The 15011-nt window shown below is 60.4% G+C and carries 19 protein-coding genes; 5 read left to right on the top strand and 14 right to left on the bottom strand.

The window, feature by feature from the left end:
• Window positions 1–6: 6 nt before the first annotated feature.
• The 6 genes from metW to QF010_RS11495 form a co-directional block, all read right to left on the bottom strand.
• On the bottom strand, window positions 7–627 hold the full coding sequence (gene metW / locus QF010_RS11520) for a methionine biosynthesis protein MetW (RefSeq protein WP_046053673.1): 621 nt from the start codon (window positions 625–627) through the stop codon (window positions 7–9).
• Window positions 628–634: 7 nt separating this feature from the next.
• The gene (gene metX / locus QF010_RS11515; protein WP_429533154.1) at window positions 635–1774 is read right to left on the bottom strand and encodes a homoserine O-succinyltransferase MetX; all 1140 of its coding nucleotides are present in this window, start codon (window positions 1772–1774) and stop codon (window positions 635–637) included.
• A gap of 303 nt (window positions 1775–2077) precedes the next feature.
• Window positions 2078–2374 (bottom strand): DUF167 domain-containing protein, encoded by a 297-nt coding sequence (locus QF010_RS11510; protein ID WP_429533153.1) that lies wholly within the window; start codon window positions 2372–2374, stop codon window positions 2078–2080.
• 4 nt (window positions 2375–2378) lie between these two features.
• Window positions 2379–2969, bottom strand: a complete 591-nt coding sequence (locus QF010_RS11505) for a YggT family protein (protein ID WP_008152625.1) — start codon at window positions 2967–2969, stop codon at window positions 2379–2381.
• A gap of 10 nt (window positions 2970–2979) precedes the next feature.
• Window positions 2980–3798 (bottom strand): pyrroline-5-carboxylate reductase, encoded by an 819-nt coding sequence (gene proC, locus QF010_RS11500; RefSeq protein ID WP_429533152.1) that lies wholly within the window; start codon window positions 3796–3798, stop codon window positions 2980–2982.
• A gap of 33 nt (window positions 3799–3831) precedes the next feature.
• Complete coding sequence (locus tag QF010_RS11495) at window positions 3832–4518, bottom strand: YggS family pyridoxal phosphate-dependent enzyme (protein ID WP_429533151.1); 687 nt, start codon at window positions 4516–4518, stop codon at window positions 3832–3834.
• 195 nt (window positions 4519–4713) lie between these two features.
• Here QF010_RS11495 and QF010_RS11490 point away from each other — a divergent pair, with 195 nt between their 5' ends.
• Window positions 4714–5748 carry a type IV pilus twitching motility protein PilT gene (locus tag QF010_RS11490; RefSeq protein WP_033060473.1) on the top strand — a complete coding sequence of 345 codons (1035 nt, stop codon included), beginning with the start codon at window positions 4714–4716 and terminating at the stop codon, window positions 5746–5748.
• Window positions 5749–5880: 132 nt separating this feature from the next.
• Here the strand turns inward: QF010_RS11490 and QF010_RS11485 are convergent, their stop codons facing one another.
• Entirely contained in the window at window positions 5881–6498 is a 618-nt protein-coding gene (locus QF010_RS11485) for a C40 family peptidase (RefSeq protein ID WP_033060471.1), read from the bottom strand.
• 250 nt (window positions 6499–6748) lie between these two features.
• Between QF010_RS11485 and QF010_RS11480 the strand changes: the two genes are divergently transcribed.
• On the top strand, window positions 6749–7180 hold the full coding sequence (locus QF010_RS11480; protein ID WP_429533150.1) for an NINE protein: 432 nt from the start codon (window positions 6749–6751) through the stop codon (window positions 7178–7180).
• A gap of 111 nt (window positions 7181–7291) precedes the next feature.
• On the opposite strand, the gene QF010_RS11475 is transcribed toward QF010_RS11480, so the two are convergent.
• The 7 genes from QF010_RS11475 to gshB all read right to left on the bottom strand — a co-directional run bounded on the left by QF010_RS11475 (window position 7292) and on the right by gshB (window position 13362).
• Complete coding sequence (locus QF010_RS11475) at window positions 7292–8563, bottom strand: dihydroorotase (RefSeq protein ID WP_008152614.1); 1272 nt, start codon at window positions 8561–8563, stop codon at window positions 7292–7294.
• Window positions 8560–9564 carry an aspartate carbamoyltransferase catalytic subunit gene (locus QF010_RS11470; protein WP_007897943.1) on the bottom strand — a complete coding sequence of 335 codons (1005 nt, stop codon included), beginning with the start codon at window positions 9562–9564 and terminating at the stop codon, window positions 8560–8562. Before QF010_RS11470 ends, QF010_RS11475 begins: the two co-directional genes overlap by 4 nt.
• Before the next feature lie 27 nt (window positions 9565–9591).
• Window positions 9592–10095 (bottom strand): bifunctional pyr operon transcriptional regulator/uracil phosphoribosyltransferase PyrR, encoded by a 504-nt coding sequence (gene pyrR / locus QF010_RS11465; protein ID WP_429533149.1) that lies wholly within the window; start codon window positions 10093–10095, stop codon window positions 9592–9594.
• 84 nt (window positions 10096–10179) lie between these two features.
• Entirely contained in the window at window positions 10180–10617 is a 438-nt protein-coding gene (gene ruvX / locus QF010_RS11460; protein WP_429533148.1) for a Holliday junction resolvase RuvX, read from the bottom strand.
• A complete protein-coding gene (locus QF010_RS11455; protein ID WP_008152608.1) occupies window positions 10617–11189 on the bottom strand; it encodes a YqgE/AlgH family protein in 573 nt (190 codons plus the stop codon). The genes ruvX and QF010_RS11455 overlap by 1 nt, the downstream gene beginning before the upstream one ends.
• A gap of 242 nt (window positions 11190–11431) precedes the next feature.
• Window positions 11432–12331, bottom strand: a complete 900-nt coding sequence (locus QF010_RS11450; protein ID WP_033060463.1) for an energy transducer TonB — start codon at window positions 12329–12331, stop codon at window positions 11432–11434.
• Window positions 12332–12408: 77 nt separating this feature from the next.
• Window positions 12409–13362: a glutathione synthase gene (gene gshB, locus QF010_RS11445; RefSeq protein WP_429511680.1), complete on the bottom strand. Its 954-nt coding sequence runs from the start codon at window positions 13360–13362 to the stop codon at window positions 12409–12411.
• A 234-nt stretch (window positions 13363–13596) separates the two neighbouring features.
• Between gshB and pilG the strand changes: the two genes are divergently transcribed.
• From pilG to QF010_RS11430, 3 genes are read left to right on the top strand one after another with little or no spacing between them, the layout of a single operon-like run.
• Window positions 13597–14001 (top strand): twitching motility response regulator PilG, encoded by a 405-nt coding sequence (gene pilG, locus QF010_RS11440; protein WP_008152601.1) that lies wholly within the window; start codon window positions 13597–13599, stop codon window positions 13999–14001.
• Between the two features lie 57 nt (window positions 14002–14058).
• Window positions 14059–14424, top strand: coding sequence for a twitching motility response regulator PilH (gene pilH, locus QF010_RS11435; RefSeq protein WP_033060460.1), 366 nt, complete (start codon window positions 14059–14061; stop codon window positions 14422–14424).
• Window positions 14425–14434: 10 nt separating this feature from the next.
• The gene (locus QF010_RS11430) at window positions 14435–14968 is read left to right on the top strand and encodes a chemotaxis protein CheW (RefSeq protein WP_429533147.1); all 534 of its coding nucleotides are present in this window, start codon (window positions 14435–14437) and stop codon (window positions 14966–14968) included.
• Window positions 14969–15011 lie beyond the last annotated feature (43 nt).

Genomic DNA, 15011 nt, shown 5'->3' with positions numbered 1-15011 from the left:
CGTGACTCAGACCGCGACCTTGTGGTCTTGCAGCCCGGGGCTGCTGACGCGGTAAATACCGATCTCACCTAACAGATTAGGCCATAGCTTACTGGCCCACCCGTGTCGGTGTTGTTGATCCACGGCAAGCCGATCAATGACCCTGGCTTCACGTTCGCGACACAACGCTTCAAAGTCTTCGAAGGTGCAAAAGTGGATGTTCGGCGTGTTGTACCAGGTGTACGGCAGAAAATCGGACACCGGCATCCGGCCCTTGCTCGCCAGGTACCAGCGGCAGCGCCAGTGACCGAAGTTGGGGAAGGTGATGATGCACTGGCGACCGACGCGCAGCATTTCGTCGAGGATCTTGTCCGGGTAGTGCACGGCTTGCAGCGCCTGGGTCATGACCACGACGTCGAAGCTGTTGCTGGCAAAGTTGCCCAGGCCCTTGTCCAGGTCCTGTTCAATGACGTTGATGCCCTTGGCCACGCACTCGGCGATGTTCTCCGGGTCGTTTTCCAGGCCATAGCCGGTCACTTGCTTGTTATCGCGCAGCCAGGTCAGCAATTCGCCATCGCCGCAACCGAGGTCGAGTACGCGGCTGCCGGCGGGGATCCATTCCTGGATGATTTCCAGATCAGCTCTCATGGCTTTCTCACAACGTAATGCGGTTCATGTAATTGCTGAATGCCTGCAAGTAGCGCGGGATCGGAATCAGGAAGGCGTCGTGGCCTTGCGGAGCGTCGATCTCGAGGTAGCAGACGTCTTTCCTGGCGGCCATCAGCGCGTCCACCAGTTCCCGCGAGCGGGCAGGGGAGAAGCGCCAGTCGGTGGTGAAAGACATCACGCAGAACTTGGCTTGGGCGTTGGCGAAGGTTTTCGCCAGGTCATCGTCGAAGTTCGCCGCCGGATCGAAGTAGTCCAGCGCTTTGGTCATCAGCAGGTACGTGTTGGCATCGAAGCGCCCGGAAAACTCTTCGCCCTGATAACGCAGGTAGCTTTCGACCTGGAACTCGACGCTGTGGAAGTCGTAGTTGAGCTTTTCGCTCTTCAGGCCACGACCGAATTTCTCGCCCATCGAGTCGTCAGACAGGTACGTGATGTGCCCGACCATCCGCGCCAGCATCAAGCCACGCTTGGGGATCACGCCCGCTTCCTGGAACGAACCGCCGTGGAACTCGGGGTCAGTGAGGATCGCCTGGCGCGCCACTTCGTTGAAGGCAATGTTCTGCGCCGACAGCTTGGGCGCCGAGGCGATGGCCAGGCAGTGGCGAATGCGATCCGGGTAAGTGATGCTCCACTGCATCGCCTGCATGCCACCGAGACTGCCGCCAATCACGGCGGCCCATTGGCCGATGCCGAGCAGGTCTGCCAGGCGCGCCTGGCTGTGAACCCAGTCTTCCACGGTCAGCACCGGGAAGTCGGCGCCGAACGGCTTGCCGGTTTCCGGATTGGTGCTGCTCGGGCCGGTAGAGCCGTTGCAACCGCCGAGGTTGTTCAAGCTGACCACGAAGAATTTGTTGGTATCAATCGGCTTGCCGGGGCCGATGCAGCTGTCCCACCAACCGGGTTTGCGGTCGTCGGGGCTGTGGAAGCCGGCAGCGTGATGGTGACCGGACAAGGCGTGGCAGATCAGCACGGCGTTGCTCGCCGCGGCGTTCAGCGTGCCGTAGGTTTCGTAGATCAGGTCATAAGCTGGGAGCGAACGGCCGCAGGCCAAGGCCAGGGGTTCACTGAAGTGCGCCACTTGCGGCGTCACCAGACCAACAGAATCGGGGGGGAAGGCAGCTGGCATCGACCCTGCTCTCGTTGAAATGAGGCGTAAGTCTAAAGACCGCTGCCTTTAGCAGCAAGCTAAGGCCGAGGTGTTTGGGAAATGGGTGCTCGGCGTTGGATCGACCCCTCACCCTAACCCTCTCCCCAGAGGGTAGAGGGGGCTGACCGAGGTGTTTGGCCAAGCTACATCGACCTGAAAGTCTGAGTCGAACTCAGGTTCTGAAAAGTCCCCGATCTGCTCCCTTTCCCCCTCTCCCCACTGGGGCGGTCCGACGTTTCGGGAGGGCTGGGGTGAGGGGTGGCTTTATGAAGCAATACCCAATCAAAGCGAACGCTGCACCAAACCCGGCAGATCCGGTAACTTCTTCGGCGAGTTGATGCGAACCCGCTTCTGCCGGTTCAGCTCGCCGCTAATCAAACTGACCTGACTCTTGGAAACCCCAAACGCCTTGGCCAGAAACGCCATTAAATACGCGTTGGCCTTGCCTTCAACCGGCGGCGCCGTGAGGCGAATCTTCAATCGATCACCATGCAGCCCGCAGAAATTATCGCTGCGGGCTGCCGGTTGCAGGTGACATTCCAGAATCAGGTCGTCACCGTCCCAGCGAAAGTAGCTCACCGGGTCAGATCAGCAGACGCAGGATTTCCGGCATCATCGTCATGGCGGCGAGGTTGTTGATCACCAGCATGTCGATCAGCTTGAGCACCATGAACGCCAGGATCGGCGAGATATCCAGGCCGCCGAGGCTCGGCAGGATCTTGCGGAACGGCGCCAGGGCGGGCTCGCAGATCTGGTTCACCAGCTCGGCGCCAGGGTTATGGCTGCCCGGTGCGACCCAGGACAGGATCACGCTGATGATCAGGGCAAAGAAGAAAATCTTCAGGAACAGCGCGGTCACGCCGATCAGCGACCAGATCAGCAATTGCAGCGGGTTGCCGGTGGTGCCGTAAGTCAGCAGCAGGGTCAGGGCCATCAGCGCCAGTTGTACCAGGATCGCCAGCACCAGCGAGGACATGTCCAGGCCGAACATGCTCGGGATGATCCGGCGCAATGGCTTGAGCAACGGCTGAGTGGCTTTCACGGCGAACTGGCAGAGCGGGTTGTAGAAGTTTGCGCGTACCAGTTGCAGCACGAAGCGCAGCAGCACGATCAGCAGGTACAGGCTGCCGAGGGTTTGCAGCACGTAGACCGCTGCAGTGTTCAATCCAATCATGTAAGGCTCCTTATTGACCCAGTTGTTCGGCCATCTCGGCCGAGCGGTGCGCCGCGGCGCCAAGTGCTTTTTCTACCAGGGCTTCGAAGCCGTCGGCCTGGAACGACTTGATCGCCGCTTCCGTCGTGCCCGCAGGCGATGTCACGCGGCGACGCAGTTCCGCAGCGTCGACGTCACTGGCCACGGCCATGTGAGCAGCGCCCAAAGCGGTTTGCAGGGTCAGTTGTGCCGCGATGTCTGCTGGCAGGCCAAGTTTCACGCCAGCGGCGGTCATGGCTTCGATCAGCAGGAAGAAGTACGCAGGGCCCGAGCCGGAAACGGCGGTGACCGCGTCCAGTTGCTGCTCTTCATCCAGCCACAATGCGATGCCGACGGCGGACAGCAGTTCCTGCGCCTGTTGGCGTTGCTCGGTGCTCACTTCAGCCGTGGCGAACAAACCGCTCACGCCCTGACGCAGCAGCGCCGGGGTGTTGGGCATGCAACGCACGATCGGTTGGGCACCGAGCCAGTTGTTCATGCTGGCGCAGGTGATGCCGGCCGCAATCGAAACCACCAGTTGATTCGGCTTGAGGCTTGGGCGAAGCGCTTCGCAGACGGCTTTCATCGCTTGAGGTTTGACCGCCAGTACGACGACTTCGGCGCCCTGGATGGCGTCGGCGTTGTCGGCGAACACTTCGATACCGTGTTCAGCGTTCACGCGAGCGCGGGTTTCAGCACCCGGATCGCTGGCGCGGATCTGCGCGGCGTCCAGACCTTTGGCGCGCAGGCCACCGATCAGGCTGGCGGCCATGTTGCCGGCACCGATAAAGGCAATACGAGTCTTGCTCATGTCAGGTCCTTATAGAGAGGTAAGTCAGCCACGTTATGGCTGGCCGTAGTCGCGGGCGCCAAACAGGGCCGTACCGATACGTACCCACGTGGCGCCTTGGGCGATGGCCGACTCGAGGTCGTGGCTCATGCCCATGGAAAGTGTGTCGAGCGGCAGGTTCAGGCTGGCTTGCAGGCTTTGTACGGCAGCAAAAGCGGCATCCTGGGCGGCGCGATCTTCAGTCGGCTCGGGGATTGCCATCAATCCGCGCAGCTTGATGCGCGGCAGTTCGCTGATGGCATTGGCCAAGGCCGGCAGGTCGGCCGGGGTGCAGCCGGACTTGCTGGCTTCACCGCTGACGTTGACCTGGATGCAGATGTTCAGTGGCGGCAGATCGGCGGGACGTTGTTCGGACAGGCGTTGTGCGATTTTCAAACGATCCACGGAATGCACCCAGGCGAAGTGCTCGGCGATAGCGCGAGTCTTGTTCGATTGAATGGGGCCGATGAAGTGCCAGATCAAGGGCAGGTCGGCCAATTCGAGCTGTTTGCTCAGGGCTTCCTGCAGGTAGTTCTCGCCAAAGTCGCGCAGCCCGGCGGCATACGCTTCGCGCAGGGCTTCGGCGGGCTTGGTCTTGCTCACGGCCAGCAGCTGGACGCTGTCTTCGTCGCGCTTTGCGGCAAGGGCGGCTGCGTGGATGCGTGAACTAACCTGAGCGATGTTGTCTGCTATCGTGGACATCAAATCCTGCCTGAAAAGTGCCTGCACTCGATCATGCGGCGTTAAAAGTCGACTCAAAATGCTCATTGACTGACGTCAACTCCGCTTTTTCGCCGACTTTTGCCTTGCCTGATCATCGCTCGGCGACTTTATCAGGCGAGGATTAGGCGCCGGCGGCTGAAGGTTCGCGGCATTCTACTGGAATTGAGGAACGCTATGGATATCACTGAGCTGCTGGCTTTCAGCGCGAAACAGGGCGCGTCCGACTTGCACCTGTCTGCCGGCCTGCCACCGATGATTCGTGTCGACGGCGATGTGCGGCGCATTAACCTGCCGGCCCTGGACCACAAACAGGTGCAGGCGCTGATCTACGACATCATGAACGACACCCAGCGGGTGGACTTCGAGAAGCACCTGGAAACCGACTTCTCCTTTGATGTGCCCGGCGTGGCGCGTTTTCGGGTTAACGCGTTCAACCACAATCGTGGTGCTGGCGCGGTGTTCCGGACCATTCCGTCCAAGGTCCTGAGCATGGACGACCTCGGCATGGGGGAAGTGTTTCGCAAGATTACCGAAGCGCCGCGGGGGCTGGTGCTGGTGACCGGTCCGACCGGTTCCGGCAAATCCACCACCCTGGCGGCGATGATCGATCACCTGAACGGCCATCGTCATCAGCACATCCTCACGATCGAAGACCCGATCGAGTTCGTCCACGAGTCACGCAAATGCTTGATCAATCAGCGTGAAGTCCACCGTGATACGCGCAGTTTCGCCACGGCTCTACGCTCGGCCCTGCGGGAGGACCCGGACGTGATTCTGGTGGGGGAGATGCGGGATCTGGAGACCATTCGCCTGGCGTTGACTGCCGCCGAAACCGGTCACCTGGTGTTTGGCACGCTGCACACGACCTCGGCGGCGAAAACCATCGATCGGGTGGTGGACGTGTTTCCGGGGGACGAGAAGTCGATGGTTCGTTCGATGCTGTCCGAGTCGTTACTGGCGGTGGTGTCGCAGACGTTGGTCAAGAAGATCGGCGGCGGGCGGATCGCGGCCCACGAAATCATGCTCGGAACGTCAGCGATCCGTAACCTGATCCGCGAAGACAAGGTGGCGCAGATGTACTCGTCGATTCAGACCGGGGGGAACCTGGGGATGCAAACGCTGGATATGTGCTTGAAGGAACTGGTGAGCAAGGGCTTGATCAGCCGCGAGCATGCACGGGAGAAGGCGCGCACGCCGGATGGTTTTTGAGGGATCCAGAAACGCCTTCGCGGGCAAGCCTCGCTCCTACAGGGAATTACATAGATCCTGTAGGAGCGAGGCTTGCCCGCGAAGGGGGCTGCATGATCAAAGTAAGTCCCGGGTCAGCCTCAGGATTTCATATCAGCGCTGAACAACCTGCAGGGTGTTCTTCTCTTTCGGCATAACCCGCTTGGCAACCACGTAGTGGCTTTCCCAGTAGGGTTTTTTCAGCGTGTCGATGGTCACCGACTTGCCACGACGTGGTGCGTGGATGAAGCGGTCGTTGCCCAGGTAGATGGCAACGTGATTGACCCTACGGCTCTTGATGTTGAAGAAAATCAGGTCGCCAGGCTTCAGATCCTTGCGATCGACTTTCTCCCCATGACCACTGGCCATGGCGTTGGAGGTGCGCGGCAGGTCAAACGTGGCGTCGTTGAACGCGTATTTCACCAGACCACTGCAGTCGAAGCCTTTACTTGGGCTGCTGCCGCCCCAACGGTAGGGTGTACCGAGGACGTTGACGGCGCGGCTCAGCACGTTGCTGCTTTCCTTGCTCGCCATTGGCGGAACCAGGCCACTTTTGCTGCTCAGTTGGGGAGCGCGATTTACGGTCTGTTTGTTTTTGCTCGAAGGAGCAGAAACATGGGATTTTGGGGTGTAACCATTAACGTTAGGAAGACGTTGCTCACGATTGGTGGCGTGGGCGGCCAGTGGCATCAAAAGGCAAATGGTTAGCCATGTCTTGAAAAATGGACGCATTAGGCAGGGCTCATATAAGTTAGCGCGCAACTTTATAACAGCTTTTTTGCCCCTTCCGAGGCCGTTGGTCGATTCAACCTTGGGGTCAACGGAACCAAATAAGCGGAAAATGGACGCGATTGTCGGACAGACGTCAGGTGGTATAAGGCTTTGACGGGAGAGACAGTACCATTTGCCATACGTCGGCAACTCGTAAAAAAGTCACAAAGATTTAAAGAATATTTATCTATCGTGTGAATCGAGGTCCTTCATGAACACCTATCAACAGCCCGTTCCGCATCAAGACACGCACAGCAAAGTGATCGGTTACCTGCTGTGGATTTTCGGTTTTACCGGCGCTCACCGCTTTTATTACGGCAAGCCGGTGACGGGGACGATCTGGTTCTTAACCTTCGGTTTGTTGGGTATCGGCTGGCTGATCGACCTGTTTCTGATCCCGGCAATGGACCGTGAAGCAGACCTGCGGTTCACCGCGGGGCCTATCGAATACAACGTTGCATGGATTCTGCTGACGTTTCTTGGGATGTTCGGCGTACACCGGATGTATCAGGGGAAGTGGATCAGCGGATTGCTGTACCTGTTAACGGGCGGGTTGTTCTTTCTGGGGGTGTTGTATGACTTCTGGACGCTGAACGACCAGGTGTCGATTCGCAATGCCCAGAATAGGGGCGCCTTCCAGTAAGCCATCGCGGGCAAGCCCGCTCCCACAGGTTCGGCGTATAGCCATCGATTTGTGAATTAACACAAATCCCCTGTGGGAGCGGGCTTGCCCGCGATTGGGGGCGACGCGGGCTTACGCCTGGTGGCTGATGCGTCCATCCACCAGGGTGTAACGCACCACGCCCGGCAGGCTGTGGCCAATGAACGGGCAGTTTTCGCCTTTGGACAGCCAGGTCTCGCCGGCCACGGTCGAAGCCGCCGGATCGAACAGCACGATGTCCGCCGGTCCACCTACCGCCAGTTTGCCCGCCGGCAGGCGCAACGCCTCGGCAGGTCCGGTACTCAAGCGCGCCAACAGCGTTGGCAGGTCCAGCAAACCGTCTTCCACCAGTGTCATCGCCAACGGCAGCAGCAGTTCAACACTGCTGATGCCCGGCTCGGTGGCCCCGAACGGCGCCAGTTTGGCATCCCGCTCGTGGGGTTGGTGATGGCTGGAGATGGCTGAGACCACACCCGATTTCACCGCTTCGCGCAGGCCATCGCGGTCAGCGCGGGTGCGCAGCGGCGGCTGGACGTGATAGAGGCTGCTGAAGTCGATCAGCGCTTCGTCGGTCAGGATCAGCTGATACAGGGCGACATCGGCCGTCACCGGCAGGCCGCGAGCCTGGGCCTGAGCGATCAGGGCCACACCACGGGCGCTGGTGAGCTGGCTGAAGTGTGCGCGCACGCCACTTTGCTCGACCAGCAGCAGATCCCTGGCCAGAGCCACGGTTTCCGCGGTTTCCGGAATGCCCGGTAAACCGAGGAAACTGGCGGTCGGGCCTTCGTGGGCCAAGCCACCTTCGGCCAGGTCATGGTCCTGAGAGTTGAAAATCACCGTCAGATCGAATGTTGCGGCGTATTCCAGCGCCCGGCACAGCGTGCGAGTGTTGCGGAAGCTGTCCAGGCCGTTGCCGAAGGCCACGCAACCGGCATCGCGCAAGGCGACCAGTTCGGCCAGCTGTTCGCCGTCCAGGCCTTTGCTCAGGGCGCCGATCGGGAAAACCTTGGTGTTGCCGGCCTCGCGGGCGCGGTCGAGGATCAGTTCGGCCACGGCCGAGGTGTCCAGCACCGGTTTGGTTTTCGGCGGGCAGCACAGGCTGGTGACGCCACCGGCCGCGGCGGCGCGGGTTTCACTGACGATTGAGCCTTTACGGCTGTAGCCCGGCTCGCGCAGGGCGACGTTCAGGTCAACCAGCCCGGGGGCGGCGACCAGGCCTTTGGCGTCGAGTGTGTCGACGGCGACAAAACCGGCTGGTGCGGCGCCAAGGGCAATGATCTTGCAGGCTTCAATATGGATATCGGTAACTTGATCCAGGCCGCTGGCTGGATCGATGACGCGGGCGCCGAGAATGCTGAGCTTCACTGGGCGTTCTCCTGCTCGAATTGGCGCTGGGCAGTCTGCCCGCTCATGGCCATGGACAGCACGGCCATACGAATCGCAATACCGTAGGTGACCTGGTTGAGGATCACCGAGTGCGGGCCGTCGGCCACTGCCGACTCAATCTCCACGCCGCGGTTGATCGGCCCCGGGTGCATGACGATGCAATCCGGTTTGGCTCCGGCCAGGCGCGCGGTGGTCAGGCCGAACAGGCGGTAGAATTCGCCTTCGCTCGGCAGCAGGCCGCCGGTCATGCGTTCACGCTGCAGGCGCAGCATGATCACCACGTCGACGTCTTTCAGGCCTTCGGTCATGTCGGTGTAAACCTTCACGCCATATTGCTCGATGCCGATCGGCAGCAGGGTTTTCGGCGCGATCACGCGGATGTCCGGGCAGCCGAGGGTTTTCAGCGCGAGCATGTTCGAGCGTGCCACCCGCGAGTGCAGGATGTCGCCGACGATAGCCACCGAGAGATTTTCGAAGCCGCCCTTGTGCCGACGGATGGTGAGCATGTCGAGCATGCCCTGGGTCGGGTGGGCGTGACGGCCGTCGCCGCCGTTGATGATCGCCACTTGCGGGCAGACATGTTCGGCGATGAAGTGTGCCGCGCCGGAATCACCGTGGCGCACGACGAACATGTCGGCGGCCATGGCTTCCAGGTTGCGCAGGGTGTCGAGCAGGGTTTCGCCCTTGCTCGCCGACGACGTGGACACGTTCAGGGTGATCACGTCCGCCGACAGCCGCTGGGCCGCCAGCTCGAAGGTGGTGCGGGTGCGGGTGGAGTTCTCGAAGAACACGTTGCACACGGTCTTGCCGCGCAGCAACGGGACTTTCTTCACCGCCCGGGCGCCGACTTCGAGGAACGAGTCGGCGGTGTCGAGGATTTCCGTCAGCAGCTCGCGGCGCAAACCGTCGAGCGAGAGGAAGTGGCGCAGCTGGCCCTGATCATTGAGCTGCAGCGGGCGCTTGGTTTCTAGAGGCGTCATCGCGAGGGGGACTCTCAATAGGGCGAATTAAAGGGCGAGGTCTTGCAGTTCGAGCTTGAGTTCCGGGCCGGACAGTTTCACCCGTTCGTGGGCGGCCAGCGACAGGGTCGCGCCGACCACGTTCGGGCGGATCGGCAGCTCGCCGGCGTCCAGGTCCAGCAGGCACACCAATGTCACGCTGGCCGGGCGGCCGTAGTCGAACAGCTCATTGAGGGCGGCGCGGATGGTCCGGCCGCTCATCAGTACGTCATCGATCAGCACCAGGTGTTGGCCTTCGATTTCGAACGGCAGGGCAGACGGGCGCACTTGCGGGTGCAGGCCGTTCTGGCTGAAGTCGTCGCGGTAGAAGGAAACGTCCAGGGTGCCGAGGGGCGAGTCGCTGCCCAGTTCATTGAGCAATGCCTGGGCGACCCAGACACCACCGGTACGAATGCCGATGTAGCGCGGTTCGCTGATGCCACGTTTGGCCAGATAGGCGTCAAGCCGGGTCGCCATCTGGCTGATCAGTTCAACGGGATTGGGCAGGCTCATGGTTGCTCCTTCTTGGGCCCGAGCCGGATTCTGCTGGAGAGGTGGCTCGGGTTGTCGCTAAGTAGAGACGCTTGTTGCGGCTCTTCAGGATTCGAACAGTGCGGTGTTTTCGTCGAGCCAGCCTTGCAGCAGCAGGGCGGCGGCGATGGCGTCCACCGGGTTGTCGCGGTAGCTGCCCTTTTGTCCGCCACGATCACGCCGTTCGCCCTTGGCTTCGAAGGTGGTCAGGCGTTCATCGTGGGTATAGAAGGGCAGGTTGTAGCGGCCATTCAGGCGACGGGCGAATTTCTCGGCGCGCACGCACATGTCGCTCGGCGTGCCGTCCATGTTCAAGGGCAGGCCAACCACCACGGCGTCGGGTTTCCACTCTTTAATCAGGGCTTCGACCTGATTCCAGTCGGGAATACCGTTTTGTGCCTTCAAGGTGCACAGCTCGCGGGCCTGGCCGGTAATCACCTGGCCGACCGCCACGCCGATCTGTTTGGTGCCGTAGTCGAAACCCAAAATCAGGCGCAGGGCCATCAGGCGTGTCCCGCCTGGCTGGTCAGCAGGCTGAGATTGACGCCCAGGTGCTTGGCCGCTGCTTCCAGGCGCAGTTCGCTGCTGGTGTTGAACAAGATTTCGGCATCGAACGGGCAGGTCAGCCAGGCGTTCTGGGCCAGTTCGGCTTCCAGCTGCCCGGCTTCCCAGCCAGCGTATCCGAGGGCGATCAGGCTTTTCGCCGGACCGACGCCGTCGGCGATGGCGAACAGCACATCCTGGGAGGTCGACAGGGCCAGTTTCTCATCAAGCTCAACGGTGGCCTGATAACTCTGCCCCGAGGGGTGCAGGACAAAACCGCGATCAGTCTGCACCGGGCCGCCGATGAAGATCGGCACATGCTGGCAGAGCATCGGCGGTTCGATGTCGGGGCGCAGTTGCTCGAGGATATCGGCCAGGTTGAGGTCTTGCGGACGATTGACCACCAGGCCCATGGCACCATTGGCCGTGTGCTCGACGATGTAGGTCAAGGTGTGCGCAAAGTTCGGGTCGACCATGTGAGGCATGGCGATCAGGAATTGATGCTTGAGGTAGCTGGGGCTGACGTTCTTCATGAGCGCTAGTGTGGCGTTGGAGGGGCAAACTGACAAGCTGAGGATGCGCAGGAAATGGTGATTGAAGCCACCGCAGAACCCTGTGGCGAGGGAGCTTGCTCCCGTTCGGCTGCGCAGCAGTCGTATTCCGATCGTTGCGGTGTGTCAGGAAATACAAGGCCTGCAGGTTTTGGGGCTGCTTCGCTGCCCAGCGGGAGCAAGCTCCCTCGCCACAGGGGTAACATTTGGCAGGAAATCTCCAATCAATTACTGGACAACCGATCCCCGCGGGCAAACTTCCAGGTCCGGATGATTTCCAGACGGTCGATATCCGACAGATCCCCGGTAAACGGTGAAAACGGCGCCGCCAGCCGCACGATGCGCTGCGCTGCCTGATCCAGCAGCGGTTGCCCGGACGACTCCAGCACAAGTACTTCAAAGAGCGAACCGTCACGGTTGATCGAAACCATCAGGCGCAAATTGCCATAGATCTGCTTGCGTCGCGCTTCGTCGGGGTAATTCAGGTTGCCGATGCGCTCGACCTTCTTGCGCCACTCGTCCTTATACCAGGCACCCTTGTCGCGCATGGTCGACGCGGCGCTCAGGCGGTGGATACGCGGGCGCTTGGCATACAACTGTTGTTCGTTGGCCAGTTCCGCTTCCAGGCTGGCAATGTCGGTGGACAGCTGTTCACTGTCAAACGTCGGCGCGGCGACGGCGGGTTTGGTGACGGGCTTGGGTTCTTCGGTTTTGGTGGGAGCCTTTTTCGGCTTGGGCGCGACGGTCGTCACGGCTGCCTTCGGTGCGGCTTCCGGCACTTGAGGCTTGGCCGCCGGCGGTGGCGTGACTTTCTGCACCTTGTTGTCCTGGAAAGGCGCGACCTCGGTGGTCTTGGGAATTGCCTTTTTATCCAGGGTGCCGCTGCCTTGCTGATTCTCTTGAGCGAGGAAATCGGCTTTCTCTGGCTTCTTTTCGCTTTTGAAGGTGGCGAGGGTGATTTCCAGGGTTTTGCTGATTTGCTTGGGTTCGACCATCGTAAAGCCGACGCCCAACAGCACGGCCAGGTGAATCAGCGCCGCGAGAAACAGGGTAAAACCGAGGCGATCAGCCGGGCGCACGCCACGATGGGCGAGTTCAGCGGGCAGATCGGACGGGAGCGTCATGACAAAAAAACCAACATCGCGTTTTTCACAGGCCGCGGATGATAACGCAATGTTGGTCGTTTCTTGGCTGTTCTATATCAACGGGCCTTGAGCTTCTGATCGATGGCATCCATCAGCAGGCCACCGATGTCGGTGCCGAACGCGTTATCAATCTCGCGAATGCAGGTCGGGCTGGTGACGTTGATTTCCGTCAGATGCTCGCCGATCACGTCCAGACCGACGAACAACAGGCCTTTTTCACGCAGGGTCGGGCCGACTTGTGCGGCGATCCAGCGATCTTTCTCGGTCAGCGGTCGGGCTTCGCCACGGCCACCGGCGGCGAGGTTGCCACGGGTTTCACCGGCGGCAGGAATTCGTGCCAGGCAGTAATCCACTGGTTCGCCGTCGATCATCAGGATGCGCTTGTCACCGTCTTTGATTGCCGGCAGGTAACCCTGAATCATGATTTGCTGCTTGCCGTGCAAGGTCAGGGTTTCGAGGATCACCGACAGGTTCGGGTGGCCAGCGGTGTGACGGAAGATCGACGAACCGCCCATGCCGTCCAGCGGCTTGAGGATCACATCGCCGTGGTGATCGGCGAATTCACGCAGTACGTCCGGGCGACGGCTGACGATGGTCGGCGGCGTGCACTGCGGGAACAGCGTGGCGAACAGTTTCTCGTTGCAGTCACGCAGGCTTTGCGGCTTGTTGACCACCAGCACGCCCGCGCGTTCGGCTTGCTCCAGCAGGTAGGTGGAGTAGACGAATTCCATGTCGAACGGCGGATCCTTGCGCATCAGGATCACGTCCAGATCGCTCAGCAGCGCGTCGGTCTCGGCCTCGAGCTCGAACCATTTTTCCGGGTTGGCGAAGACTTTCAACGGACGCATCCGCGCCCGCGCTTCGCCTTCGGCCTGGTACAAATCGGCCTGTTCCATATAGAACAGTTCCCAGCCGCGCTTCTGTGCGGCCAGCAGCATGGCCAGCGAGCTATCCTTTTTATAGGAGATGCTGGCAATAGGATCCATGACAATCCCGACGCGAACGCTCATGGGTTTTTCCTCGAAATTTGGGTGGCCGGTGCGGCACGAAAAAGTGGCGTCAGATTGGCGCTCACAGTGTTCCCGGTCAAGGAAAAACCACTGTGCCAGTCCCCCGATAGATTGCACTTGGAGACTGTGCTAAAAAGGCTGCCATATCGTTCTGGCCCTTGAACATCAAGGGTTTCGAGCCTCCGGTTATCGGAAATGGACAATTTGATTCGCAAAGGCGACGGCAGAGCATTTATGGAACAGCATTCCAGCGCCTTGAAGGTCATGGTGATCGACGATTCGAAAACGATTCGCCGCACCGCCGAAACGCTTTTGAAAAACGTGGGTTGTGAAGTGATCACCGCTATCGATGGTTTCGATGCCCTGGCCAAGATTGCCGACAATCACCCCGGCATCATCTTTGTCGACATCATGATGCCGCGTCTGGATGGTTATCAGACCTGCGCTTTAATCAAGAACAACAGTGCGTTCAAGTCCACGCCAGTGATTATGCTGTCGTCCAAGGACGGGCTGTTCGACAAGGCCAAGGGGCGCATCGTCGGCTCCGACCAGTTTTTGACCAAGCCTTTCAGCAAGGAAGAACTGCTGAACGCGATCCAGGCCCATGTACCGGGCTTCGCCGCCGTTTTGCCGCAGTAGGACACGCACAGTGACGCTCGGCCAGCGGGCCCGGCGTCGACAAGAATGGGGAAGACCATGGCACGTATTCTGATCGTCGATGATTCGCCGACCGAAATGTACAAACTGACCGGCATGCTGGAAAAGAACGGTCATGAAGTGTTGAAAGCCGAAAACGGTGCCGACGGCGTGGCCCTGGCCCGTCAGGAAAAACCCGACGCCGTGCTGATGGACATCGTCATGCCTGGCCTCAATGGTTTCCAGGCGACCCGTCAGCTGACCAAAGACCCGGAAACCGGGCACATCCCGGTGATCATCATCACCACCAAGGATCAGGAAACCGACAAGGTCTGGGGCACGCGCCAGGGCGCCAAGGATTACCTGACCAAACCGGTCGATGAAGAGACCCTGATCAAGACCCTGAACAACGTGCTGGCCGGTTGATCGTCCGGCCATGACCGAGTCGCTGACGGCTTTCGAACTGCTGCTGCAGATCGACCAGCGTTGTCGTCTGCTGGCGGCGGACTTGCCGTCCCAGCCGACCCGACAAGACAGTTGGAGCGGCATCGGCTTCCGTCTGGGCGAGCACTGGTACGTCGCGCCGATGGGCGAGGTCAGCGAAGTGTTGCACGAACCTCGGTTCACCCAGCTGCCGGGGGTCAGACCCTGGGTCAAGGGCGTGGCCAACCTGCGCGGGCGTCTGTTGCCGATCATCGACTTGTGCGGCTTCTTCGGACATGAGTTGTCGGCCGTGCGCAAGCAGCGCCGGGTATTGGTGATCGAGCATAACGAAGTGTTTGCCGGGTTGATGGTCGATGAGGTTTTCGGCCTCCAGCACTTTGCCCAGGACAGTCTTGAGCCGGCAGATAGCTTGAGCGGCGCGATTGCACCCTTCATCCAGGGCCAGTTTCAGCGCGAGCAGACCTGGCAGGTGTTCAGCCCGTTTGCGTTGGTGCAGTCTCAAAGCTTCATGCACGTCGCGCTGTAAACGCGGCGACGCCGATCCTGTAGGAGCGAGGCTTGCCCGCGAA

Source organism: Pseudomonas silensiensis (assembly GCF_050434865.1).
Classification (GTDB): Bacteria; Pseudomonadota; Gammaproteobacteria; order Pseudomonadales; family Pseudomonadaceae; genus Aquipseudomonas; species Aquipseudomonas fluorescens_W.
This window is presented reverse-complemented; position numbering and strand designations above follow the sequence as displayed.